Consider the following 23,623-nt stretch of genomic DNA (forward strand, 5'->3'; position numbering starts at 1 on the left):
GCTATACCCGGCTCTTTGAACCCTACGGTTGGATCTTCGGCACAGGGAACTGGGTTGATGATATTGAGGAAAAAGTAAGTGAAAAAGCATTCTTCTTCAATCAGCAAATGCTAAAAGATATTACAAAAGTAGTCATCGCCATGTTGGTGGGACTTGGTGTGGTAATTGTCTTAGCCGTTTTAATCAGTCAAAGAATTTCTCAGCGCGTGAAACGGATTGCTAATGCTACCAGAGAGGTTGCCAAGGGTGATCTAACCATCGATAAGCTTCTGGTGGGGACGAGGGATGAACTTGGTCATTTAGCCCAGAACTTTAACCAAATGACAGATAATTTGGCCGAGCTGGTAAAACAGGTTGCCATGGCTTCCGAGCAGGTAGCTTTGACTACCCAAGAACTCTCGGCCGGGGCGGAGGAATCTGCCCAAGCTGCAACTGAAGTAGCGGCAGCGATTGCCGGAGTTGCCCGGGGGACGGAAGGCCAAATGAGGGCTATCGGTGAGGTCTCGGATGTGGTCAGGGAAATGGCGGCCGGGATGGAGGGGGTTCTAACTAATACAGGGTACGTTGTCCAATCGGCGGAAGGAACCAGCCAAGCCGCTGCCAAGGGTCAGGAATCCATTCAAGTAACTATTGAGCAAATGAATCATATTCAAAAGGCGGTTAACCATAGTGCTTCCTTAGTTGAGCACCTGGGGGGCCGTTCTCAGGAGATCGGGCAGATTGTGGAGGCAATTTCGGGAATTGCCGCCCAGACCAATCTTTTGGCTCTCAACGCTGCTATTGAGGCGGCCCGGGCGGGAGAGCAGGGGCGGGGATTTGCGGTAGTGGCTGAAGAAGTCAGAAAGCTGGCTGAACAATCCCAAGTTGCTGCTAAACAAATCACTACCCTAATTGTCGAGATTCAGCATGATACGGTAAAAGCAGTGGAAGCTATGAAAGAGGGAACCCTGGAGGTAGAAAAAGGAGCTAAAGTAGTAGTTGAAGCCGGTACTGCTTTCGAGGCAATTACCCAACTTATTGAAGAGGTTACCCGGCAGGTAAGGGGAATGTCCGATGAAATAGAGCAGATATCCTCAGGTAACGAACGAATCATCCGGGCAGTAAAAGAGGTTGATATGATCGGTCAGGGGATTACCGAGCAAACACATAGTGTCTCGGCTTCCACCGAAGAACAATCCGCATCTGTTGAAGAGATCGCTGCTTCCTGTCAGGTTCTGGAGAATATGACGGAGGAAATGGAGAAGATTCTAAGAAGATTTAAGGTGTAAAGCTTCTTCACTTTGTTCGGAATAAAGAGATCCTTCGTGACCGGGGAGATGGCTAAAGATGTCATCCTGAGCGGTTAGGGAAGGATCTTTTTTAATGGGTGGTTGTGCGTTTGGGAACTTGCGCCGGGACAATTGACGCAATTGCAGGTAAATTTGCGAAACAGTGTTGCATTTTTGTAGTAAATAATAAATAATAATAGGAGAAATTACTTAATTTGAAATATAATCCGGTATGCTTGCATTATTTAGGGTATTTAAAAGCGGCAGGTGATGCCGGCCCCGAAATGCTGTTTGAATGGGCGTTCCGGAAGTGATTGGCAACCGTTAGGTTGTTTACATAGAAAAATACATAGGGGGAGTATAAAGTGAAAAGTATAAAAACACGCTTCATAGTGTCATTTCTTTTGGTATCCTTAATAATGGCGGGAGTTGTGGGTGGTTATAATATCTACAAGCAAATGACCCTAGTGGAAACCAACGTGCAGGATTTCCGAGACAACTTGTATAAAAGCTATGATGAAGAACTAAGGACAAATGTCGAGATAGCAATCAGTTTAATTGAAAAGGTGTACAATGAGCAGCTGGCCGGTTATCTGACTGAGGATGAAGCTAAGCAAAAGGCTGCTGATATCATACGGGATCTGCGTTTTGATGGGGGCAATTACTTCTGGATTGACACTGTAGAAGGAGTGAATGTGGTTCTCTTAGGACGGGATACGGAAGGAAAAAGCCGGCTTAACGCTGTAGACCCTAATGGTTTTGCCTATGTAAGAGACGGATTTATTAAAAATGGCACCCAAGAGGGTGGGGGTTTTTCAAATTATGAATTCGCCAAGCCGAATGAAACGGTGCCTTTGCCGAAAAGGGGCTATACTTTGCTCTTTGAACCCTACGGTTGGGTGGTAGGGACAGGCAATTGGGTAGACGATATTGAGGTAATGGTTGCAGAAAAAGAGAGTATGTATAAAGAGCAGATGATTGATGGAATTACGATTTTTGTTGTAGTTGTGGTCATTGGTCTTTCGGTGGCTGCTTTTTTTGCCTACTTCATCAGTAATAGCATTGGTAAGGCTATCCAAAGAGTTGCTCAAAGAGCCAAGGAGGTTGCTCAAGGAAATTTGAGCATTGAGAATTTTGAATTAGAAAAAATAAAAAGTTTAAAAAGAAATGATGAGTTAGGACAACTGGCTAAAGATTTTGCTTTGATGACAGAGAACCTTACCAATTTGGTAAAACGGGTCTCTGCGGCCTCGGAACAAGTAGCCTCCTCTTCCCAACAATTATCTGCCGGTGCCGAACAATCTGCCCAAGCTGCTAATGAGGTTGCCGCGGCTATTACTGAAGTCGCTCAAGGGGCCGAGAATCAATTGAATGCCATAAACGAAGTGGCCGCTGTGGTAGAAGAAATGGCGGCGGGGATGGAACATGTCTCAACCAATACCGAGTATGTTGTCCAATCTGCGGAAAGTACGGCCCAAGCCGCAATCAAAGGGAAGGATTCAATTAACACAACTGTAGAGCAGATGGATCATATCCAAAAAGCTGTTCATCATAGTGCTTCTTTAGTGGAACAATTGGGAGTGCGTTCGCAAGAAATAGGTCAGATCGTGGAAGCTATCTCCGGAATTGCCGACCAAACCAATCTCTTGGCGCTTAATGCCGCTATAGAAGCAGCCAGAGCCGGGGACCAGGGAAGAGGATTTGCCGTAGTTGCCGAAGAAGTCCGCAAGCTGGCGGAGCAATCCCAGGCTGCAGCCAAGCAAATTGCTGAATTGATCGGTGAAATCCAAAAGGATACCGGTAAGACCGTGGAAGCAATGAAAAGCGGTACCCAGGAAGTAGAGAAAGGAACCATGGTGGTTGAACAGGCCGGAGCAGCCTTTGAAGAAATTGTTCAACTGATTCAAGAAGTAACGGAACAAGTCCGCGGCATGTCACTGGAGATAGAACAGATTTCCCAAGGAAACGATCGAATCATTACGTCCATCCAGCAAGTGGATCAAATCAGTAAATCCATTGCCGAGCAAACCCAGAATGTTTCCGCTTCTACCGAAGAGCAATCAGCATCTGTGGAGGAGATTGCTTCTTCCAGTCAGGTTCTGGCTAGAATGACAGAAGAAATGGAAAGAGAGCTTAGTAAATTCAAGGTTTAAGGCATCATGAATTTAACCGGCTATTATCTGAAAAAGGAAAATCAAGGCGAGCAAAATAGGCTGATGAATTAAATAAATTCCTAAGGAGTGGCGGCTGATCCAGGTAAAGATGGGGACCGCCGCTCTTTGCTTTTTAATAACCAGGAAAGAAGGGTTTGCAGTAGGACTTTTTCTTTTGCTAAAGAGATAACGAAAGGAAAGAATCCCTAAGATACTTACACCGCTATAAGGGAGCAGGGGGTAATAATCCATCGTGGAAAAGCCGGGATATATAAGTCCTAAAGGAAGCAGTAAAGATGTAGGGATAAGATGATCGGCAAAGTAGAAGCCCATGGCAAAGGCGAAGAGAGAAGCCGGAATCAGAATAAAAGTTGGAAGTTTGCTCAACAAGGGATAAAGAATCATCATAACTCCTAGGAAATGTAAGATGCCGAAGCGAACGTACTGTTCGGGGAAAATTACATAGGTTACCAACGTAATGATCATCCCAAAAAACAAGACCCGTAGTCCGTTTTTTACCGGATTTTTGCTAAAGCCGCTACTGAACCCGGAGAGGAAAATAAAGAGCAGGGCGGCTGTTTTTCCGATTATAAACCAAAAAGGGGCGTTTACATCTACATCAAGATTGGTCCATTGATCCAAGTCATAAATAAAATGATAGGTGATCATTAAAGCAAGGGCTATGGTTCGGAAGAAGTCGATTTCCGGGATCCGTTGAGAAGCCAATTATTTTTTCACCACTCTCTGTAAAGGATAGATTGTTATTGTGTCTTTGTATAATGTTTTGAGGTCAAGATCCTTCGCTCCAGCTGAGGATGACACAGCACTTGTCATACTGAACGCAGTGAAGTATCTTGAACCAATAAAAAAAGCCTGTCATATGATGACAGACTAATCCATTATAGCAGGTAAAAAAGACATCTTCCAAGAGGGGAAATGGCGGAGGATAATTGTAAGCGGTGATTAGGGATTTAAACTTTGCCCAAGATAACCATGGCGGGGGATAATCAGATGATTTTCACAATAAAAGTGGGTGGTATTTAAAGATTCCGCCCAAAGCTGCAGAATATCAAAGCGCCTTTCCGGGTGGTAGCCCAACATTTTGTGTTTCCCTAAAGAACGGGTGACTTCCTCATTGTGGGCAAGCTTAAGGCCCATTATGCAGTCACCGATGATGGTTTCGGCGATGAGCAGCGCATGGCGCCGGTGTTTGCGGGGGGACTTTAGATCCTGGTGAGGAATGGAGGTTGCGACACGAACATGGAGATCGAAATTTTTAGCCTGCACTAAGGTAAGAGGGGGGATGGCGATAGCTTCGGGGGTGAGGAGATTGAGGGCTTTGGCGGATAAGGCATGGGGACCGTGGGTGGGGGTGGCATTCCCGAGGAGTTTAAAATAGCCCAACTCTTTATTTAAGTTACCTCGGAAGCGGAGAACCAGATTGGCTAGTTTGGCCCGGTGGGTGATGTAAGGGTAGCAATTAGTGAGGGCCACATCCGTTCCTTCATCCAGGGCGGAGAGAAGATCGCTAAGTCCTGAGTAGATATTGCCGGACATATCTCCATCGACGAAAAGGACACCGGAGGTGTTAAGAGTACGGGCATAAAGGGCACCTACGGCCCGGGGGACATCGATTCCCAAAGCTTCGGCAAAATAGATGGTGTGAATACGCTGGTCCGGGATGGAGCGGGTTAATTCCAGAGTTCGATCCGTGCAGCCGTTGAGGACAAGGATTACTCGCCGGATGGGCAAACTTAACACCGTCGCCAGAACTGCAAGAATGCTTTTTTCTTCGTTTTGAGCGGGAATAACTACATCATACATGCTATCCCTCCTTAGGGAAGCTTTCTATTAATATTTATATGTATATGCCCTTTTTAGGGTTCTGTCATAGGATATAGGGAAGTGGTCGGAAGGAGGGTGCAAATTGTTAAAGGTTGGCGACATTGTAGCAAGGCGATCCCATAAACAGGATTTATTTTTTCGCATAGAACAGGTAATGTCGGTAAAGGGAGAACGTATTGCGATCTTAAAGGGGATTACTCTTCGTTTAATCGCTGACGCTCCTCTACAAGATCTGGTTGAGAAAAATCCCGCGGAGGTTGCCCATTATCAGCGGGAAGATTACCAGGATATTTATAACAAGCTTAAGTTCGTGGTGAACGAGCGGAAATTTGGCCAAGAAAGTCAGGACGAATTCTATGAGATTCCCGGTAGAGTTCTCCATCTGGATGGGGATGAGGAATATCTTAGCCAATGCATTAAAACATACCAACAGCTGGGATTGGATGCTAAGGGAATTTGCATTTCGGAGGCGGAGCAACCGAAAAAGATCTATCAGGTCCTTCAGGAGAATCCCACGGATATCGTGGTACTCACGGGACATGATGGATTTCTGAAAGGAAAGAAGGATTTTAAAAGCCTGGACAGTTATCGAAGCTCAAAGTACTTTGTCCAATCCGTCCTTGAGGCCCGCCGTTTTCAACCCAATTGGGATGCCCTAGTTATCTTTGCCGGGGCCTGCCAATCCAATTATGAGGCCATCATCGGGGCAGGGGCGAATTTTGCTTCTTCTCCTAAACGAACCTTGATTCATGCCTTTGACCCTGTTTTTATCGTTGAGAGAATTGCCTATACTCCGATTGATTGTATGGTATCCCTAAAGGAAATCATCCAGAACACGGTCACGGGAACCGATGGGCTGGGGGGGGTCCAGACCAGGGGTCAGCTCCGTAAAGGATATCCGCGAAGTCCCTATTAATTGGCGGGCGCCTGTGTGTACAACGCAGGCGCTTAGTTTTAATCGGTAATGATAACCGGCGTTCCCACTCCGACCTGATTATATAGGGTCTCTACATGGTGGTTATGCATGCGAATACAGCCTAAGGAGGCTTGAGTGCCGATGCTGGAGGGGTTATTTGTCCCATGAATTCCATAGTCGGGGAGGGATAGTCCGAGCCAACGGGTACCAAAGGCCCCACCGGGGTGCATGATTTTAGTGGCGATGCTGTAATTCCCTAAAGGAGTGGGAGTTGCAGTTTTCCCGACGGCAATGGGATAGCAGGCCAAGACCTGGTTTCCGTTGTAAAGCTCCAATTGCCGAGAGCATCTGCGGATAATAATTTTGCTCTGGGGTATCGGATTCATTAAGTTACCTCCTTCCCTCTTTCCCTAAATAGTTTATGAATGGAGTGAATAAAGGTTAATTTTGAATAATCTTTGTTGTTTTTAGCGGAGAATAAAGGAGGTGTTGATTAAGCCAAAGAGGGAGGAATTCCATGACTCATTATGTCGAAGGTAGACTTTTAATTATCGGTGGGGCAGAAGATAAGCAGGGTGAATGTAAAATACTCAAACGCTTTATTCAGGAAGCAGGTGGGAAGGAAAGCCATCTGGTTGTTTTGACAGCAGCGACAGAGATGCCGGAACAGGTGGGTTCAGAATATAGGGAGCTCTTTGAAGAGTTAGGAGCGGGCGATGTTCAAGTTTTGGATATTGCCGAGCGGGCCTCCGCTAATAAAGAAGCCGTGGCTAAAGAACTGGAAAAAGCCACCGGGGTGTTTTTTACAGGGGGGGACCAGCTGCGCATCACGGGGATACTGGGGGGAACACGCTTGGGGAAAACCCTCCATCGGCTCTATGAGAGAGGTGTAATAATTGCGGGAACCAGTGCCGGGGCATCGGCTATGTCCGACACTATGATTGTCGGCGGGGAGGCGGGGACCCCGAAAAAGGATACCTTAACCATGGCCCCGGGGTTGGGACTGCTTCATTCTGTGGTAGTGGACCAGCATTTTGCCCAAAGGGGGCGAATCGGCAGATTGCTGACGGCTATTGCCCAGAATCCCTATGTCTTAGGGGTGGGGATTGATGAGGACACTTCAATCCTTGTCTATGCCGATGGTCATTTTACCGTGGTGGGCAGTCAGACTGTTACTGTGGTGGATGCCTCAACCTCCATTGCCAGTAATGTCTCGGAAATTTCCCCGGGTCAGGCCCTGGTTCTTACTCCCGTTCTTATGCATGTCTTATCTGATGGCTACGGCTTTGATCTAAAGCGGCGCAACTCAAGCATTGCTCCTGTCTAAAGGGATGGATTAAGGGGAAAAGTTGTGAAATGGAGAATATTGTGTACGAAAAAGGTAAAAATACTAAAGGTGTACTTTTCCCTAGGGTTGAAGGAGGACAAACGTTATAATGGAGATAATAAAAATCCAGGCGATCCCGGGAGCGAATGTTTATAGCTATCGACCTGTGATCCGGGCCGTCGTGGACCTCCAGGAATGGACAGAAAGAACGAGTGACACCTTTGGAGACTTCAATACCCGTTTGGTCGAAAGTTTGCCCACGCTTAAGGAACATTTTTGCTCCCGTGGCAAACCGGGAGGATTCGTAGAACGGTTACAAGAGGGAACCTTAGTCGGACATATTATTGAGCATGTGACCATCGAGTTACTGACCCTGGCCGGACAGAATATTCCTTATGGAAAAACCCTCTGTCTGCCGGAGCATCCTGGTCAATATGAGATCATCTTCAATTATGATTCCCTTGAAGGCGGCCTGGAAGGATTCAGGCAGGGATATGGGCTTGTTGAGGAGCTTTTGGCGGGGAAAAAACCCGATGTCACAGGCCGCCTTGAGAGAATTAGCGAGGTAATCCTTAAGTATGAACCGGGTGCATCAACCAAAGCGATTATGGCAGCTGTCCAGGAAAGAGGCATTCCGGTGATACGTTTGAATGACGGCAGTCTCTTGCAGTTGGGTTATGGTCGTAACCAAAGGCGGGTACAAGCAGCCATGAGCGATCAGACAAGTTGCATTAGTGTGGATATTGCCGGTGACAAAGGATTGACCAAAAAGTTGTTACATGAGGGAGGAATCCCCGTCCCCCATGGGTTCATTGCCGAAACAGAAGATGAGGCGGTTGCAGGATTCAAGGAGCTTGCTCAACTTGTTGTAGTCAAACCCTATAATGGAAACCAGGGAAAAGGGGTTACGCTGAAACTTAAGAACGAGGCCGAAGTCCGGGCTGCCTTTCGAGTGGCCCAAACCTATGGGGATCAAGTACTTATCGAGGAGTATATTGAAGGTAAAAACTACCGCCTTCTGGTTGTGAATGGGAAAATGGTGGCCGCGGCAGAGAGGATCCCCGCCCATGTGATCGGCAATGGGGTATCCACCGTTGAAGAACTTGTTATTCAGGCCAATGCCGACCCTAAGCGTGGGGAAGATCATGAAAAGGCTTTAACGAAGATCAAAATCGATCCTGTGGTGCTAATGACACTGACCCAGAAGAACCTTGCCATGGACGCTGTACCGGCGGCAGGGGAGATTGTTTATCTACGGGATAGTGCCAATTTGAGTACCGGGGGTATCTCTGTGGATGTCACTGATCGTGTCCATCCTGATAATTCTGCTTTAGCAGAATATGCCGCAAGAATTATCGGCTTGGATATCGCCGGGGTGGATTTGGTTCTGGAAAATATCGAAGAGCCTTACTTAAAGCAAAGTGGGGCAATCATTGAGATAAATGCTGCGCCGGGCTTAAGGATGCATCAGTGCCCTACTCAAGGGGAACCTTTGGATGTGGGGAAAATCATCGTCAATCATGCAATGCCTACCGGCAATGGTCGAATTCCGATCATCTCGATTACGGGGACTAATGGTAAAACTACCACCACCCGGATGATTGGGAAAATGTTAATGGATCGGGAATTAATGGTGGGGATGACCACCACAGATGGTATCTATGTGGGGGGGAAGCTGCTCTTGAGTGGCGATACCACCGGTCCGGAAAGCGCTCAGGTCGTACTAAGGCATCCCGATGTGCAAGTGGCGGTGCTGGAAACCGCCCGGGGAGGAATTTTGCGCTCGGGTTTAGGCTATGATTATGCCGATGTGGCTGTAGTTACCAATGTGGCAAATGACCATCTGGGTCAATACGGTGTGGAAAACCTTGAAGATATTGCCCATGTCAAAAGCCTCATTGCCGAGGTGGTTCGTCCCCATAGCTATGTGATCCTAAATGCCGACGACCCCTTAGTGGCTTCTTTTGCCCGTAAGACCAAGGGCAAGGTTATTTTCTTTAGTACCGAAAGAGATAATCTAACCATACGTAAGCATTTGGCCGTGGGGGGGATCGCAGTTTTTGTGCGCAGGGGGAACATTCTGCTTTGCCAGGGAGAACACTCTCAGAGGATTTGTGGGGTAAAGGATCTACCGGTAACCTGGAGCGGTAGGGCCCTGCATAATCTGCAAAATGCGTTAGCGGCTATAGCCGTAGGCTGGTCCTTGGGGCTTAAAGCCGAGGGAATTCGTGCCTCACTTTCTGAATTTACTTCCGATTCGGAATGCAACCGGGGCCGCTTGAATTCTTATCTGATCGGAGGTGTCCAGGTCTTCATCGATTATGGTCATAATGCGGCGGGGATCAAGGCTATTGCCGAGACCTTACGCAAATTCAAGGCCCCGGCCGTAGTGGGGTGTATTACCGTCCCTGGGGACAGGCCTGACGAAACAATTCGTGAGGTAGCCCGGGTGGCGGCACGGGGCTTCCACCGTTTGATTATTCGGGAGGATGAAGATTTACGAGGGCGTAGGCGTGGTGAAGTAGCCGGGATTCTCATGGAAGAAGCCATAGCCTCGGGGATGGACCCGCGGAGGATATCTGTTGTTCTTCCCGAGCGGGAGGCCTTCTGCCATGGTCTGGATACCTGCAATTCCGGGGAAATCTTCGTTATGTTTTACGAAAATTTAGAACCAATTGAAGAAGAGATTACCCTCCGCTTAGAAGCTAACGAAGCCAAGGAGGAATTTCTTGGGGTTGCTAATCTAGGTGCCATTTGATGGTTAAGCTATCGGGTTGATGGTATGCTTCGCATACCTGCCCGATAGCTATTTGCTATTCTTAGCGATTTTTAACTTCCATGCCGTTGACGGTATCATTAGATGATAAAAACGTTAAGGCAACACTGCCGGGTCAAGATACTTCGCAGGAGCTCAGTATGACAAGGACTGAAGATCGTGTCATTCTGAAGGCAGTGAAGAATCTTTTTCCTAGGGAGAGCCTTTATGGACTAGAAGAATAAGGTAGATATGGGGTATAATAAGTTAAAATACAATTCGAACGTTCGGAAAGGATCGGGAGATGAGATGAGCCGGAGCCTGGAAATGTTCGCTTATGCCAAGATCAATCTTGCCCTGGCCATAACCGGCCGCCGCCATGATGGTTATCATGAATTAGAAAGTATCATGCAATCCATTGGCCTGTATGACCGGATTCAGCTGACATTGACTGAAGGCGGCATAGAATGCCGGTGCGGGGAGTACAGCGGTCCTAATAATCTCGCTTATAAGGCTGCCGAGGTCTTTTTGGCAGGGCTGAATAATCGTGGTCCTATCGGTATTAGAATTGAAATAGAAAAGAAAATTCCTGTGCAGGCGGGATTAGGGGGAGGAAGTTCCGACGCTGCAGCTACCTTGCAGGGATTGAATTACTTCTTTGCCAATCCTTATTCTCAAGAGCAGCTTTTGGCACTTGCCTCAGGGCTGGGTGCGGATGTAGCCTTTTGCTTGAAGGGCGGAACCCAATGGGCTGCCGGAGTGGGTGAACGGCTGAAGGACTTACCGCTTGCGCCCAAAATGGATTTGCTTATCGTTAAGCCGGAGCAAGGTGTCAATACGGCTCAAGCCTATAGAGCCTTTGATCAAGGAGGACATTACTCACAATTAGATTATGAAAAGTGGCGAAAAGCTTTGGCGTCAGGAAAAACCGAATCCTTGCTCCCCCTTCTTCATAATGATCTGGAGCAGGCCTCGATGAGGCTGCTGCCGGAACTAGTACTGATTAAGAATGCTTTACTTAAAGAGGAAGGATGCCTTGGTGCATTGATGTCCGGCAGCGGCTCCGCTGTTTTCGGGATTATTGACTCGTCTTTGCAGGCGGAAAGAATCGCCAAGAGTTGGCAAGAAAATAGAAACTATAGAGTTTGGGTGACGCAAACAATGGAAAGGGGAAATTACCATGGGTAGAAAATTGGTACCGGTTAAACTGGATAGTTACAAACCCTTAAGAGAAATTGTTTTCGAGTCTTTGCGGGAGGCTATCATCAACGGGGTGCTGGAACCTGGTGAGCGCTTAATGGAAATTCAATTGGCAGAGGAGATGGGAGTAAGCCGGACACCGGTTCGGGAGGCAATTCGCAAGCTGGAGTTGGAGAACTTTGTCGTAATGATTCCTCGTAAAGGGGCTTATGTAGCGGGAGTGTCCCATAAAGATGTGGCGGATGTTTTTGAAATTCGTTCGGCCCTGGAAGGATTAGCTGCGGGACTTGCAGCAGAGCGGGCCACTGATGAGGAGATCGAAGAGATGGAAAGATTCCTTCTCTATTATGAGGGTCAAGAAATGAGCTTGGACCAGATGGTAAGTGCCGACACGGATTTTCATGCCTTAGTTTACAAGGCCAGCCGCAATGAACGTCTGATTCAAATTCTGGCTAATTTACGGGAGCAAATCCAACGTTTTCGTGCTACCTCACTCTCTGTTCCCGGTCGTCTTAAAAATGCTATCGATGAACATCGCAGCATTGTTGAAGCTTTAGCCAACCATGATGTGGAGGAAGCTACATCTCTTGCTGCAGCTCATATTGTGACGGCAGAGAATGTTATGTTTGAAGCCCTGCGTCTTTCCAAGGAGGAAGGGGAAAGCAAAGGGAACAGCAATTGAACGAGACTTCCTTCAGAGGGGGATTCAACCCCCGCTGAAGGTTAGTTCAGTGATAAAGTACTGTGAAAGAGTAGAAGGTGTAGGCAGTGGAAAAGATGAAACGCGCAGAACGCATGGTTGCGGTGATGCAAGTCCTTATGTCCAAACCCAATATGTTGATTCCTTTGACAGTTCTTGCGGAGAAATTTGGCGCTGCCAAGTCAACCCTTAGCGAGGATTTGCTGGCAGTTAAAGAAAGTATGTGCTTCACCGGCCTGGGACGTTTGGAAACGGTTTCCGGTGCTGCCGGTGGGGTTCGCTATATACCGGAGATTTCGGCCCAAGAAGCCAATGAATTTCTCTTAAATCTAGCCCAGCGCCTAAGCACCCAAGACCGGGTGCTGGCCGGTGGCTTTCTCTATATGACCGACCTTCTTTATGATCCGGCGGTTCTGCGCCCTTTAGGATTGATTTTTGCCGGAGCCTTTCGGGAGAAAAAACCCGATGTGGTGGTAACTATAGAGACTAAAGGCATTCCCTTAGCTTTGGTCACAGCCGAAGCCTTAGGAGTGCCCATGGTAATTATTCGTCACGGTAATAAGGTAACGGAAGGAACGGTGGTGAGCATCAATTACGTTTCCGGCTCATCTAAGCGTATTCAGTCCATGTCTTTAGGCCGGAGGGCTTTGGAACCGGGCCGGAAAGTTTTGCTTATTGACGACTTCATGAAAGCCGGTGGCACTGCCTTGGGAATGATGAACTTATTGAAGGAGTTCGATGCAGACGTAGTCGGACTGGGAGTCTTGATGGAGACTCCCCGGGAAGAGGAGCCTAAGCTGGTGGATCATTACTTATCCTTGCTTCAATTGAGGGAACTTGATCCTTTTAAGGGCGTTGTTCAAGTTGTTCCTCAGGATATTCAGTTCCTGCGAGATAAGCATGAATAATTTTTTGAAGTCAAATAGGACAAGACAACTTTCCTTTGCTCAATACGATAATACAGCGTCATCCTAAGGGAGGAATAAAGAAGGATCTTATTCTCACGGTGCCTTTTCACGAAATTTACTCTATTATGCTAAAAAATAAGAATTTTTTTAGAGATAAGCAGGAGTTTTTTACCATATAGAGAATATGTTGTGTAAGAATATTGCAGGTCACCGGGATGAGAAGGGTGGTGATTCATAATGAACATTACTGATGTACGGGTCCGGAAGGTGAACGTTGAGGGCAAAATGAAGGCAGTGGTTTCTGTGACGTTCGATAATTCGTTTGTCGTTCACGATGTGAAAGTCGTGGAAGGAACAAACGGACTTTTCGTTGCTATGCCAAGCCGGAAGACTCCGGAAGGAGAATTTCGTGATATTGCACACCCTATCTCTTCAGCAGCCCGGGAAGTAATTCAAAATGCGGTATTAAAAGCTTATCAAGATGCAATGTAAGGACAAGCATCTGGGAAGAAGAGACCCTATATTATATTAGGGTCTCTTTTACTCATGCGGGGGTTCAAGGGGACCAAAGATTCGCACTCAGTATGACAAGTATTATTTGAGCATATACATATTTATACCTGATTAGATGTGAACGCTTTATCTATAAAAAGGAATTGTAGAATAAAGAGGAATTTGCTGTTTTTTGCCGAATTAAATAATTTTGGGTAGTTCGATTAACTCAGGTTAAACTATTGGTGGAGGCGAAGAAGTATGCCACATTGGGCTGCAGTGGTCATGGCCGCCGGTAAAGGAACAAGAATGAAATCCAAGTTACCGAAGGTCATGCATGAGCTTGCTGGGAAACCAATGCTTCAACATGTCTTAGATTGTGTCCGTTCTATTCAAATCCAGAGGTCTTTGGTTATTCTCGGTCATGGCCGGGAACAGATTGAGGCAAATTTGGACAGCGAAGTAGAAATCGTTGTGCAAGAGGAACAGCTGGGGACGGGCCATGCGATAATGCAAGCAATTCCTCATTGTCATGAGGTTGACCATATCATTGTTTTAAGTGGGGACCAACCCTTAATCCGTCCGGAGACTCTCGAAAATTTGATGAAGATTCATACCGAAAGCCAAGGGGCAGCAACCATCTTAACCGCTTGCTTTGAGAATCCTTTTGGTTTAGGGCGGATTGTAAAAGAAGGAAAAGAATTTTTGCGGGTGGTAGAGGAAAAAGATGCTACTCCCGAGGAACGCCTGATTAGGGAAATCAACACGGGAACCTATTGCTTTAATGTTGCAAAACTAAGGGAAGGGTTAAAAAGCATAAATCCGAAGAATGCTCAAGGGGAATATTACTTAACCGATGTTTTTACTGTTTTCCAAGCCCGCGGGGATGTGATTAAGACCTATTGCACAGAAGATGTTAACGAAGCCTTAGGTATCAATAGCCGGGCCCAACTGGCCATTGCCGAAGAGGTAGTGCGCCGGCGGGTTCTGAATCATTGGCTGGAAGAGGGGGTAACAATCATCGACCCTCATTCGACTTTTGTGGAAGCAGGGGTTGTCCTCAACCGGGATGTCATTCTTCAACCATTTACTATTCTTAAGGGAAAGACAGTGGTAGAAGAGGATGCCGTCATTGGTCCTCATACCACCCTGACTGATTGTACTGTGGGGGTGGGAGCAGAAGTAGCGCATACGGTGGGCAAGCAAGCAATCATCGGCGATCATTGCACCATCGGACCTTACGCTTATCTCCGTCCTGGAACGGTCTTAGGGGAAAAAGTAAAAGTCGGGGATTTTGTGGAGATTAAAAACAGCCGGATCGGTGCCGGTTCGAAGATTCCTCACCTTAGCTATATCGGAGATTCCCAAGTAGGGAAATCTGTGAATATAGGGGCAGGAACTATTACTTGCAATTATGATGGAGTTAATAAATATAAAACAATAATTAGGGATAAGGCTTTTATTGGGAGCAATACTAATCTTGTGGCACCTGTTGACATTGGTGAAGGTGCTACGACAGGGGCAGGATCAACCATAGTCAATGATGTACCGGCCAACACTCTTGCGGTAGAGCGCAGTACCCAAAGACATATCGAAAATTGGGTTCGAAATAAGAAAAAATAGGGGGATATTTGGGATGTCTGTCAAGGAGTTAAAAATCTTTTGCGGGAATGCCAACCGGGCATTGGCAGAAGAAATTGTTGATTACTTAGGAGTTCCACTGGGAGAGGCTAAAGTAAAACGCTTTATGGACGGGGAGATTACCATTGCCATCGATGAAAGCGTCCGGGGGGCGGATGTCTTTGTGGTTCAGCCTACTTGTAATCCGACCAATGATAATATCATGGAACTCTTGATCATGATTGATGCCTTAAAGAGAGCCTCAGCTCGCCGCATCACACCAGTTATCCCTTATTATGGCTATGCTCGTCAAGAACGGAAATCCAAGGCAAGGGACCCCATTACCGCCAAGCTGATGGCCAACCTGATTACTACGGCAGGGGCTGACCGGGTAGTTACCATGGATCTTCATGCCCCGGCTATTCAAGGTTTCTTCGATATTCCGGTGGACCACCTTCCCGGGGTGCCGATCCTGGCTGAGTATTTTAAAAGCAAGGGCTTAGAGGATGTAGTCGTTGTCTCTCCCGATCATGGAGGGGTGCAAAGGGCGAGGAATCTGGCGGAACGAATCGGGGCACCTTTGGCCATTATCGATAAACGCCGTCCGGAGCCTAATGTTTCGGAGATAATGAATGTTATCGGTGATATTCAGGGTAAAAAAGTTATTATGATCGATGATATTATCGATACTGCCGGGACCATCACCCAAGGAGCCCAGGTCTTAGTGGATCGGGGGGCTGTTGAGGTATATGCCTGCTGTACTCATCCGGTATTATCCGGTCCCGCCTTCGAGCGTCTGGAAAAATCCGTGATTAAGGAAGTTGTTATTACTAATACCATTCCGGTGGATCCGGAAAAAATGATCCCCAAGATAAAGACGCTCTCTGTTGCTCCCTTGCTAGGAGCAGCCATCGTGCGTATCCATGAGGATCTTTCCGTAAGCAAACTGTTTAGCTAGTCACTGTTCCCTGGGTCGTAGGGGCTTTAATGCTTTGAACATTTTTTCCGGAAAGTCCAAATATCAACCGTTGTTTATATGCTCGGGTGCTGTGTTCCACGGAAAAGGGAGCCGGTCCGGTAAGAAAGTAAAGTGCTATTGAGCCGGTAAAGAAAGACTCTCCTAGGCAGTTGAAGCTGCGTAGGGGAGTCTTATTTTTGTCTTTTTAGTTAAGTTGGCGATTTTTCAGTTCTTCAATCTGATCAATAGGCAAATTTGTGACATCGGCAATAGTCTCTGGGGACATACCTTTTTTTAGCATGGATAGGACGATTTCGGTCTCACGCTCAGCTTTACCACGTTCCATCCCTTGTTTGATTCCCTCGGCTTTAGCATGATCCATGGCCGACAGATGATCCCTCATCGCCTTTTCCCGCATCTCGTAGAGATACCGTTCCTTATCATTCTTCAAAAAGATTTCTTCAGCTGTCAGGGCTTTACCGATGGCCGGTTCACTCATGGCGATCTCCTCCAATTCTAAAGGATTTGTATTTGAAAGATACATCAACCATTTATCCAGGCGTGTCTTTGGTTTTGTACTCAAGGCTTTCCACTTCTCCAGCTCAAGGAAATGGATTTCCAAGTCCCGATTCAGTCTCAGCCCGGAATGGGCCTCGTACAAAGAAAACATACTGTGGTAACGCTGCGCATCGGGAAGGAAGCTGAAGTTCAATATATTGATCGTGACGGTGCGGGCCAGATCCTTATAGAACATGCCGCTTTGAAGCTGGCTTTGATAGATCTTGGCCCAGTAGTACAACGTTCTCTTATCGATATTCTTTTCGTTGGCAATTTGTACTTCGAGGTTGATGATGCTGCCATTGTTGGCAACCCCCAGAATATCCAACCGGGACATCTTATCCTTGAGATGTTCGGGGTCCAGTTCCCGATCGGCTAAGGTGATATCGGTCAGTTCATCTTTTCCGGTGGGAGACAGGACAGAGTTCAGGAAACTGAGCAGAATGTCCTTGCTCTCTTGGCGACCGAAGATATATTTAAACAGGTAATCGTTGATCCGGTTTAATCCCTCGACCATGTGCATCCCTCCAATACTATTATAGCATATCTTTGGCTGTTGCAATCATGATAAAGCACTATCCATTTATAATGGAGGATAAAGGCGGGCGCACGCTCGTCTTTTACCAGGGGAGGAGCTGATCAATTGAAGACTTACGGCTATGTCCGCGTATCGAGCACGGACCAAAACGAAGATAGGCAAACCTTCGCCATGAGCGGGCTTAACATACCCCCGGCTCCAACGGCCCTTCCCCCGGATAAGGACGATGATTTCGATACAAAAATATGGGTTTGGGATTATGCCGCTGAAGATGGAGATTATGTTCAGGTCTTGGTCAATGGCGCTCCTGTAGCAGATGCATTTATGATAAAACATAAGCCTGCGGAGATTACGGTTCCGACGGTTGGTGAAGTTCAGATAAAAGGCGTGGTTTTACAACCAAACCCGGAAAAGTCCATTTAGGGGATAATCCTTTAACCTTGAAAAGAGTCCGTATTCCCGGAGGCATGCCTCTTGATACGTTTAAAAGCCTGTTTTCATAACAGCCTGGGCATAGCCAAAAAAATAGCGCCAAAGCTAAAAAACGGAAGAAAGAGAACGAGAAAAATCGTTCTCTTTTCTTTATCCTTAAAAAAAGACGCTGATATAAAATTAAAGCAAATTACGACAGAATAAACTAAATTTCGATAGAGGAAAAATAAGTAAAATATAGAAATACAGTGTAGATAGGATCAAGCTGAAGGATATTTTGTAATTCAGCGGCACTATGGGAAACTACAGGTTACTTTTTAATTTAGAAAGGGGTATTAAGATGAATTATGCAGCTATTGCGAATTTGGTCCATGAATGTGTCAAAAATCCCACGTGTTTGGAGACCCAAAAGGAAAAAACAGGCGAAAGCCAAATAAAGCCCGAGGTGTTTTCGATTGTTAAAAATGTCTTTTCCAGGCATGAAGTATCCGGGAATGGTGCGGCCATCGGTGTGCTTCCCCTGGGCCTGTGGTCATAAAAGTTAATGAAGCTTCAGCTTGATCAGATCTTCTTCAGAGAAATTGATCGTGTGTTAGCCAAGGCCCGGCTGGATGCGGAAATGGAGCGGCTGATCCGGATCTCCCTCAACGCCGACAGCCCCACTGGGGAATTGTTCCGCTGGGCCCATTTAACGCTGATGAGCTGTGAATGTGTGGGCGGGGAGTTGGAAGCTGTGCTGCCGGGGGCCATTGGGATGGAGTTTTTTGCCCTGGCCCTAGATATTTTCGATGACGTGCAGGATCAGGATAATGAGAATATGCCCTGGTGTCAGCTTCCGGACGCTCAGGCCATCAATTTGGCTATCTGTCTGCTTATGCTCAGTGATGAGGCCATTTCCGCCATTCCGGACAACAGGATGTTCAGGGAAGTGAGCACGACCTTGCATCGCACAGGAGTATGTGCCAGCAATGGACAATTCCGGGAGTTTTTATTTGATGGCCGGCAGCAGGTATCCTTTGAGCAGTATTTTGAGATGGCAGGACAAAAAGCCGGGAGTCTGGCCGCTTGTACCTGTAGAATCGGGGCTATCTTAGGCGGAGCAGAGGAACTCGTAGTTCATGCCTTGGAACAGTTTGGGCTCAACCTGGGAATCCTCAATCAGATCAGAAACGATTTCAATGATTTTTTGGATTTCTCCAGAAAGAATGATTTTGTGAACAATAAAAAAACCCTACCTCACGTCTATCTGTTAAATACCCTTAAAGGGGAAGCCGCCGATCAGTTTAAGGAACTGGCGCTGGGGTGTGTCGAAGGTGTGCAGGGGTTCGGAGATAAAGAAAGGGAATATGTCAGACAACTGGCTGCTAAAGAAGGTGTTGCGCCCTTCTGCACCGTGATGTTTGAAATCTATTGCCAAAAAGCGAGGGAGATTCTGGAGGATATTCCTGTTCCCGAAGAACATAAGGAGAACATGAAAGAACTTGTTAGAGAAAATATTTAAACGGCAAATTTACTATATCGCCAGTATTGTCTTTATTGTGTTGGGGTTGGGCTATTTTGCAGCTTGCTTGACCCAACCCTTTATTGGTCTTGACCTCAAGAACAGCAATGGACGATGGCTGGTGGCAATCAGTGATCCTAATGGTGAAGGGTATCGGTCCGGCATCCGGGTGGGGGATGAAATCCTGAAAATCAACGGAGATGATGCCGGTAAGTATCGCTTTGCTCAAAAATGGGAAGCGGCGGAAGGAGCTTCAACAATTAAATTTCGGAGTCCGGATGGGTTAACGGATCAAACCGTGGTAATAACCTCACAACCTGTCCTGCTGACAGTACTCAGGGAAATTCCCCTGCTTATCCTGGGGTTTATTTTTTGGCTTTTGGGATTTATGACCTGGTACAAGCGTCCTTTTTTGGAGCAGGCGCGCACCCTATTTTGGATGAATTGGGTGTTTGCTTTGGCAATCGTTTTAGCCCATGCTTCCAGCCGTTGTTTATTATTGTCTAAAGAAATGGAACATATCACGTTCTCGTTAGCACCTGTTTTTCTTATTATTTTTATCTCAGTTTTTCCTGTTTATAATCAAAACAAATTAAATAAATTTAGTCGTAAAATCGCAACTATCCTATTTGTTCTTATTTTAGTTTTAACTGTTCTTCAATCCTTGGGTTTTGTTCAGCTTATAAGCTTGATTAAAAAGTTGTCATTATCCAATATGGTCATTGGTATTCTTTTTACCCTCTGGAATCTAGGTTTACTTATAAAGCTGCCCCAAAATCAACGTGGGAAAAATGAAGCCAGTATTATCCTGCTGGGGATGGGGGTCGGATTTTTACCGTTTGCATTATTGACCGCTCTGCCAATTATTTTTAATGCTGAGCAATTGCTTTATACTCAGGTGAGTTCCTTATTTGTCGCTGCTATTCCGCTTTCCTTATATTATGTTATTGTTCATAAGTATTTACCGGACAGTCGCCGGCTTTATGCGACTACTCTTTCTTATATCGGTGCGGCAGCTATCCTGAGCCTTATTGTTTTCCTAGCTCTTTTCTTCCTGCAAATTCTACCCGCTCTCCGTCTTGAACACTATACGGCTTTGCTGCTTTTCACTCTGCTGCTTATCGTTTGTTTTCATTTCACCCGGATTGGAATCAACAAGCTCTGGGAAAGAAGCGGCTTCTTCCAAGACAAACAAGCTTTCAAGCAAAAGATAGCCTCCCTGAATGAAGATCTGGCTTCTCTTTTTACCGAGGATCGGATCTTGGAAGAGTTGGTTAAAAACTTGGGCATTGATGGGATCTTTATAATTGTGGAGAATCCGCAGATCGGCTGCCTGAAAAAAGCCGCGGGGCGTTTTAAGGAGAATCCCAAGGAATTGGGGGAGCTGGAGGATTTCTTCTATCAGAATCAAAGGCTTGATCTGGAAGCTAAAATGCTGCCCGACGACTGCCCGGCCGGGATCTATGTCCCATTTATCTCCCATGATGCTACCTGTGGAATTTTCTTTGGCCGGCGTTCTTCCCGCATCAAGTTCGAGCAATCGGAATTATCCTTTCTTACCCTGCTGGCCGGTCAATTGGAGCATGAGATTATCATGTCGCTGGTGATCGGCAAACTGACTAAAGAAATACATTTCCTGACCAAAAGCTCCGGGCGTTCACACCGAAGAAAAATGGAGCTGCAGGAAATCACCAATGCGTTGTTCCGCAAGGTTGAGCAAGAAAGGAAACTCCTCACCGATGAAATCTGCGCCGGTCCCTTGCAGTGGAGTATGGATCTGAGCCGGTGGCTGAAATACCTGAAAACGGAATGCCCCACCGACGACAAGACGCTGAAGGTGATTTCTTACCTGCAGGAACGGGTGGAGGACCTGAATTATGAACTCAATTGCATTGTCAATAAATGGGGCCCCCCGATGCTAAGTCATCTAGGATTGGTTCCTACCGTCCAATGGCTCTGTCAGGAAATCATGACCGAAGAATTGTCCCTGATTTCCCTGAAAATCAGCGGACTGGGCTGTCAAAGCCGGTTTAAAGAGGATGTGGAAGTCACCGCCTATCGTTTTTTACAGGAAGGCATCATGAACTCAGTGCGGCACTCCGGCTCCAATAAGCAAACGGTTCGCATAGCCTTGAACGAAACCCGGCTTGAATTGACGGTAAGTGATTCCGGCCGGGGCTTTGACACCGGACAGATAGAAAACTGGTTATTGACAGGGACCCACTTCGGCCTAGTGGAAATGAAGGAGCGCATTGAAAGTCTGGACGGAGAACTTCAGATCATTTCGGGAATAAACCGCGGAACAACGCTTAAAGCGTTTATCCCGGTTTCATAATGTGAAAACCCTCATCGGGACCCCAAATATGGATGAAGGCGCGTGAGACAGGATGTCCGTTCATTGGGAAAAATCAAAAGAAACAGAAGAGCAGATACATGTGCTTATCGTGGACAGCCACCGGCCTTTTGCGGAAGGGACCAAGGCGTTGTTGTCTTTTGAACCGCGCATAGTGACCATTGGAATCGCCGGGGATGAAAGCTCGTGTCTGAATTTTCTCTGTCATTCCGTGCCGGATGTTGTTTTATTGGATTTTTATCTTCAAGATATCTGCGGACTGGACTTAATGGATAAAATAAAAGCGGCCTACCCCGATCTAAAGGTTATTCTGACGGTGGAACAAAGCCAGGAGGGTTATGTTCTGGCGGCAAGCCGGAAAGGAGCCGAAGGGCTGTTGTTGAAAACCTGCGCCGTCGAGGAAATGGCACGGGCTGTCTTAAGCGTGTCTAAAGGGGGCGTATATTATTCGCCCAGTCCGTCGATGTTTCCTAAAATTGAAATAGATTTCCATGATTTGTATTTCCCTGTGAAGCCTGCCGAAGTCCTTAAAAGGTTCTTAACGCCCAGAGAAAAAGAAATTATGGGCCTTTTAACAAAGGGTCTCCATAACAGAGAGATTGCCGCAGCTTTAGGGATAACCCTCCGGGCGGCTCATCTTCAGGTGAAGATTATCCTTCTCAAATTTGGGATCAACACACGTCTGGAAGCGGTCTTATCTTGGGCTTATGTTGATGAGTAATCTTAAAGAATCCGCAGCGGATTGAACATTAGCGGAAAGAATACTAAGCTGGGATTTTTATAATAACTATGAGGATAATTCCAAGCAAATAAAGCTGCCGGCAAATCCGCCGGCAGCTTTGCAGTCTAACCCTGCTGTGGATCATACAGGTCCGTTGTCGTGGTATCAATCACTTTGATATCACGAATACCTATAAGAGCACCGGCAGCGATTAATAGTTTTTGGTACCTTGGCCGCCTGATGAGGGTTTAGTTTCTTTTTGTTGTTTTATATCTAGAATTACCTTCTTGATGCTCCCGGCCCGTTATCCCAGGGGTTCTTTCGGAGGGGGGGATTCAGCCACTTGGCTGAGCTGGGGGCCGGCTTCGGGGGGCTGCTCAGCAGGAGTAGTTTCTGAGGAACATGGAGAGGATTCCGGTACGGGCTCCATCAAGTTGGCTGCGTCGGCCTGCCGATTATCTGCCGGGGAGATGATATCCTCATCCTTTGCAGCCGGGGGCTCCTGTATGGGGTCCATGCTTTCACCTTCAATGACGGGGATCAGAGGAGCATTGTTGTCAGCCATGTCCTTTCCTTTGCCTTTGGCTTTACCTTTGGCAGAGGACTTGGCTTTGTCCTTGTCTTTTTTGCTGAAGATTTTACCAAAAGCCTGGCCTGTTCCGGAGGCTAGGTAGGAAGTGGAGCGGAGGACGGATTTGAAGGTATCATTGATTCCTTTATCGGCTATCATAAGACTGGTTTCGCTGCCTTTTTGAGCCACGATGACATCCTGGCCGATGGTGACCACATGTTCAGCAGCGAGGATGGCCTTGCCGCTGAAAAATCCCTCAATCTTGCCGCCGGAAATCTCCATCTGCGTAATTTTGCCCGTTTCCGGATCCACGAAATACTCTTCTACTACCCCAAGGGTTTTGCCGCTTTGGGTAATGACCCGGGTACCGATGATGGTCAGCTTTTCTTTGATAAGGGTTAGGATTTCGGGTAGACTGGCGGACTTTTCCACATAGGATCCTTTGTCAATGGTAATGGCATCCTCCCCAACGCTGACGACTTTGGCATAAGGAATGATGCGCTGGTCTTTGAAGAAGCCCTTGGGATCAATGACCAAGGCGGCAACTGCTTTAGATTGGGAGTCAACGACCAGGTTTTTCACATATCCGATATGCTGTCCTTCGCTTAGGGAGACGATCGGCAAGGACAAAAATTCTTTACTTGGTTTCAATCGTAATACCCCCTTATTTCTTGTGCAAGAACACATAAATCTGCTATCATCAATGTATTCTCGGGATGTTTCCAATATGCTAGAGGAGTGGAGTTTCATGAAGCTTATCGCAGGTCTGGGCAATCCAGGCGGACAATTTGCGGAAACCCGCCATAA

General features: G+C 46.8%; 22 protein-coding genes and 1 pseudogene. 17 read left to right on the top strand and 6 right to left on the bottom strand.

Features of this window, described 5'->3' with window-relative positions; translation table 11 throughout:
- Both AC1U9U_RS08410 and AC1U9U_RS08415 read left to right on the top strand, forming a co-directional pair.
- The coding region (locus AC1U9U_RS08410) for a methyl-accepting chemotaxis protein (RefSeq protein WP_479960109.1) at positions 1-1,268 on the top strand (1,268 nt) is incomplete at its 5' end.
- Positions 1,269-1,633: 365 nt separating this feature from the next.
- Positions 1,634-3,421: a methyl-accepting chemotaxis protein gene (locus AC1U9U_RS08415; RefSeq protein ID WP_479960110.1), complete on the top strand. Its 1,788-nt coding sequence runs from the start codon at positions 1,634-1,636 to the stop codon at positions 3,419-3,421.
- Positions 3,422-3,433: 12 nt separating this feature from the next.
- On the opposite strand, the gene AC1U9U_RS08420 is transcribed toward AC1U9U_RS08415, so the two are convergent.
- A complete protein-coding gene (locus AC1U9U_RS08420) occupies positions 3,434-4,147 on the bottom strand; it encodes a heparan-alpha-glucosaminide N-acetyltransferase (protein WP_479960111.1) in 714 nt (237 codons plus the stop codon).
- A gap of 237 nt (positions 4,148-4,384) precedes the next feature.
- Positions 4,385-5,245 carry a glycosyltransferase gene (locus AC1U9U_RS08425; protein ID WP_479960112.1) on the bottom strand — a complete coding sequence of 287 codons (861 nt, stop codon included), beginning with the start codon at positions 5,243-5,245 and terminating at the stop codon, positions 4,385-4,387.
- Between the two features lie 103 nt (positions 5,246-5,348).
- Between AC1U9U_RS08425 and yabG the strand changes: the two genes are divergently transcribed.
- The gene (yabG, locus tag AC1U9U_RS08430; protein ID WP_479960113.1) at positions 5,349-6,182 is read left to right on the top strand and encodes a sporulation peptidase YabG; all 834 of its coding nucleotides are present in this window, start codon (positions 5,349-5,351) and stop codon (positions 6,180-6,182) included.
- 38 nt (positions 6,183-6,220) lie between these two features.
- Here yabG and AC1U9U_RS08435 read toward each other — a convergent pair whose 3' ends face one another.
- A complete protein-coding gene (locus AC1U9U_RS08435) occupies positions 6,221-6,568 on the bottom strand; it encodes a L,D-transpeptidase (RefSeq protein ID WP_479960114.1) in 348 nt (115 codons plus the stop codon).
- 131 nt (positions 6,569-6,699) lie between these two features.
- Here AC1U9U_RS08435 and AC1U9U_RS08440 point away from each other — a divergent pair, with 131 nt between their 5' ends.
- The 8 genes from AC1U9U_RS08440 to AC1U9U_RS08475 all read left to right on the top strand — a co-directional run bounded on the left by AC1U9U_RS08440 (position 6,700) and on the right by AC1U9U_RS08475 (position 16,142).
- Positions 6,700-7,509, top strand: a complete 810-nt coding sequence (locus AC1U9U_RS08440) for a cyanophycinase (RefSeq protein WP_479960115.1) — start codon at positions 6,700-6,702, stop codon at positions 7,507-7,509.
- 109 nt (positions 7,510-7,618) lie between these two features.
- Positions 7,619-10,267 carry a cyanophycin synthetase gene (gene cphA, locus AC1U9U_RS08445; RefSeq protein WP_479960116.1) on the top strand — a complete coding sequence of 883 codons (2,649 nt, stop codon included), beginning with the start codon at positions 7,619-7,621 and terminating at the stop codon, positions 10,265-10,267.
- A 306-nt stretch (positions 10,268-10,573) separates the two neighbouring features.
- A complete protein-coding gene (ispE, locus tag AC1U9U_RS08450) occupies positions 10,574-11,452 on the top strand; it encodes a 4-(cytidine 5'-diphospho)-2-C-methyl-D-erythritol kinase (protein WP_479960117.1) in 879 nt (292 codons plus the stop codon).
- A complete protein-coding gene (locus tag AC1U9U_RS08455; protein ID WP_479960118.1) occupies positions 11,445-12,146 on the top strand; it encodes a GntR family transcriptional regulator in 702 nt (233 codons plus the stop codon). The genes ispE and AC1U9U_RS08455 overlap by 8 nt, the downstream gene beginning before the upstream one ends.
- An 86-nt stretch (positions 12,147-12,232) precedes the next feature.
- The gene (purR, locus tag AC1U9U_RS08460) at positions 12,233-13,072 is read left to right on the top strand and encodes a pur operon repressor (protein ID WP_479960119.1); all 840 of its coding nucleotides are present in this window, start codon (positions 12,233-12,235) and stop codon (positions 13,070-13,072) included.
- A 237-nt stretch (positions 13,073-13,309) separates the two neighbouring features.
- Positions 13,310-13,564, top strand: coding sequence for a septation regulator SpoVG (gene spoVG / locus AC1U9U_RS08465; RefSeq protein ID WP_479960120.1), 255 nt, complete (start codon positions 13,310-13,312; stop codon positions 13,562-13,564).
- Positions 13,565-13,825: 261 nt separating this feature from the next.
- Positions 13,826-15,187, top strand: a complete 1,362-nt coding sequence (glmU, locus tag AC1U9U_RS08470) for a bifunctional UDP-N-acetylglucosamine diphosphorylase/glucosamine-1-phosphate N-acetyltransferase GlmU (RefSeq protein ID WP_479960121.1) — start codon at positions 13,826-13,828, stop codon at positions 15,185-15,187.
- A 13-nt stretch (positions 15,188-15,200) separates the two neighbouring features.
- Positions 15,201-16,142, top strand: a complete 942-nt coding sequence (locus AC1U9U_RS08475; RefSeq protein ID WP_479960122.1) for a ribose-phosphate diphosphokinase — start codon at positions 15,201-15,203, stop codon at positions 16,140-16,142.
- A 205-nt stretch (positions 16,143-16,347) separates the two neighbouring features.
- On the opposite strand, the gene AC1U9U_RS08480 is transcribed toward AC1U9U_RS08475, so the two are convergent.
- Positions 16,348-17,217, bottom strand: a complete 870-nt coding sequence (locus tag AC1U9U_RS08480) for an Rpn family recombination-promoting nuclease/putative transposase (RefSeq protein ID WP_479960123.1) — start codon at positions 17,215-17,217, stop codon at positions 16,348-16,350.
- Positions 17,218-17,343: 126 nt separating this feature from the next.
- Here AC1U9U_RS08480 and AC1U9U_RS08485 point away from each other — a divergent pair, with 126 nt between their 5' ends.
- From AC1U9U_RS08485 to AC1U9U_RS08510, 6 genes are all read left to right on the top strand, one after another.
- Positions 17,344-17,661, top strand: coding sequence for a hypothetical protein (locus AC1U9U_RS08485; protein WP_479960124.1), 318 nt, complete (start codon positions 17,344-17,346; stop codon positions 17,659-17,661).
- 51 nt (positions 17,662-17,712) lie between these two features.
- Entirely contained in the window at positions 17,713-17,874 is a 162-nt protein-coding gene (locus AC1U9U_RS08490) for a hypothetical protein (RefSeq protein WP_479960125.1), read from the top strand.
- A gap of 136 nt (positions 17,875-18,010) precedes the next feature.
- Positions 18,011-18,208 carry a hypothetical protein gene (locus tag AC1U9U_RS08495; RefSeq protein ID WP_479960126.1) on the top strand — a complete coding sequence of 66 codons (198 nt, stop codon included), beginning with the start codon at positions 18,011-18,013 and terminating at the stop codon, positions 18,206-18,208.
- Positions 18,209-18,214: 6 nt separating this feature from the next.
- Positions 18,215-19,171, top strand: a complete 957-nt coding sequence (locus AC1U9U_RS08500) for a polyprenyl synthetase family protein (RefSeq protein ID WP_479960127.1) — start codon at positions 18,215-18,217, stop codon at positions 19,169-19,171.
- Positions 19,152-21,506: an ATP-binding protein gene (locus AC1U9U_RS08505; protein ID WP_479960128.1), complete on the top strand. Its 2,355-nt coding sequence runs from the start codon at positions 19,152-19,154 to the stop codon at positions 21,504-21,506. The genes AC1U9U_RS08500 and AC1U9U_RS08505 overlap by 20 nt, the downstream gene beginning before the upstream one ends.
- A 52-nt stretch (positions 21,507-21,558) precedes the next feature.
- The gene (locus tag AC1U9U_RS08510; RefSeq protein WP_479960129.1) at positions 21,559-22,245 is read left to right on the top strand and encodes a response regulator; all 687 of its coding nucleotides are present in this window, start codon (positions 21,559-21,561) and stop codon (positions 22,243-22,245) included.
- Positions 22,246-22,370: 125 nt separating this feature from the next.
- On the opposite strand, the pseudogene AC1U9U_RS08515 reads toward AC1U9U_RS08510, so the two are convergent.
- Together AC1U9U_RS08515 and AC1U9U_RS08520 are read right to left on the bottom strand one after the other, a co-directional pair.
- Positions 22,371-22,460: pseudogene (locus AC1U9U_RS08515) on the bottom strand (DUF2922 domain-containing protein); the annotation flags it as partial.
- A gap of 89 nt (positions 22,461-22,549) precedes the next feature.
- Positions 22,550-23,467, bottom strand: coding sequence for a PRC-barrel domain-containing protein (locus AC1U9U_RS08520; RefSeq protein WP_479960130.1), 918 nt, complete (start codon positions 23,465-23,467; stop codon positions 22,550-22,552).
- Positions 23,468-23,623 lie beyond the last annotated feature (156 nt).

Source organism: Desulfitobacterium sp., assembly GCF_982384815.1.

What these genes read in the sequence shown, in the direction of transcription:
- AC1U9U_RS08425 (WP_479960112.1), bottom strand. Translation starts at nt 5,245, where the DNA reads ATGTATGATGTAGTTATTCCCGCTCAAAACGAAGAAAAAAGCATTCTT.
- AC1U9U_RS08435 (WP_479960114.1), bottom strand. Translation starts at nt 6,568, where the DNA reads ATGAATCCGATACCCCAGAGCAAAATTATTATCCGCAGATGCTCTCGG.
- AC1U9U_RS08440 (WP_479960115.1), top strand. Translation starts at nt 6,700, where the DNA reads ATGACTCATTATGTCGAAGGTAGACTTTTAATTATCGGTGGGGCAGAA.
- cphA (WP_479960116.1), top strand. Translation starts at nt 7,619, where the DNA reads ATGGAGATAATAAAAATCCAGGCGATCCCGGGAGCGAATGTTTATAGC.
- ispE (WP_479960117.1), top strand. Translation starts at nt 10,574, where the DNA reads ATGAGCCGGAGCCTGGAAATGTTCGCTTATGCCAAGATCAATCTTGCC.
- AC1U9U_RS08455 (WP_479960118.1), top strand. Translation starts at nt 11,445, where the DNA reads ATGGGTAGAAAATTGGTACCGGTTAAACTGGATAGTTACAAACCCTTA.
- spoVG (WP_479960120.1), top strand. Translation starts at nt 13,310, where the DNA reads ATGAACATTACTGATGTACGGGTCCGGAAGGTGAACGTTGAGGGCAAA.
- glmU (WP_479960121.1), top strand. Translation starts at nt 13,826, where the DNA reads ATGCCACATTGGGCTGCAGTGGTCATGGCCGCCGGTAAAGGAACAAGA.
- AC1U9U_RS08475 (WP_479960122.1), top strand. Translation starts at nt 15,201, where the DNA reads ATGTCTGTCAAGGAGTTAAAAATCTTTTGCGGGAATGCCAACCGGGCA.
- AC1U9U_RS08480 (WP_479960123.1), bottom strand. Translation starts at nt 17,217, where the DNA reads ATGGTCGAGGGATTAAACCGGATCAACGATTACCTGTTTAAATATATC.
- AC1U9U_RS08495 (WP_479960126.1), top strand. Translation starts at nt 18,011, where the DNA reads ATGAATTATGCAGCTATTGCGAATTTGGTCCATGAATGTGTCAAAAAT.
- AC1U9U_RS08500 (WP_479960127.1), top strand. Translation starts at nt 18,215, where the DNA reads ATGAAGCTTCAGCTTGATCAGATCTTCTTCAGAGAAATTGATCGTGTG.
- AC1U9U_RS08510 (WP_479960129.1), top strand. Translation starts at nt 21,559, where the DNA reads ATGTCCGTTCATTGGGAAAAATCAAAAGAAACAGAAGAGCAGATACAT.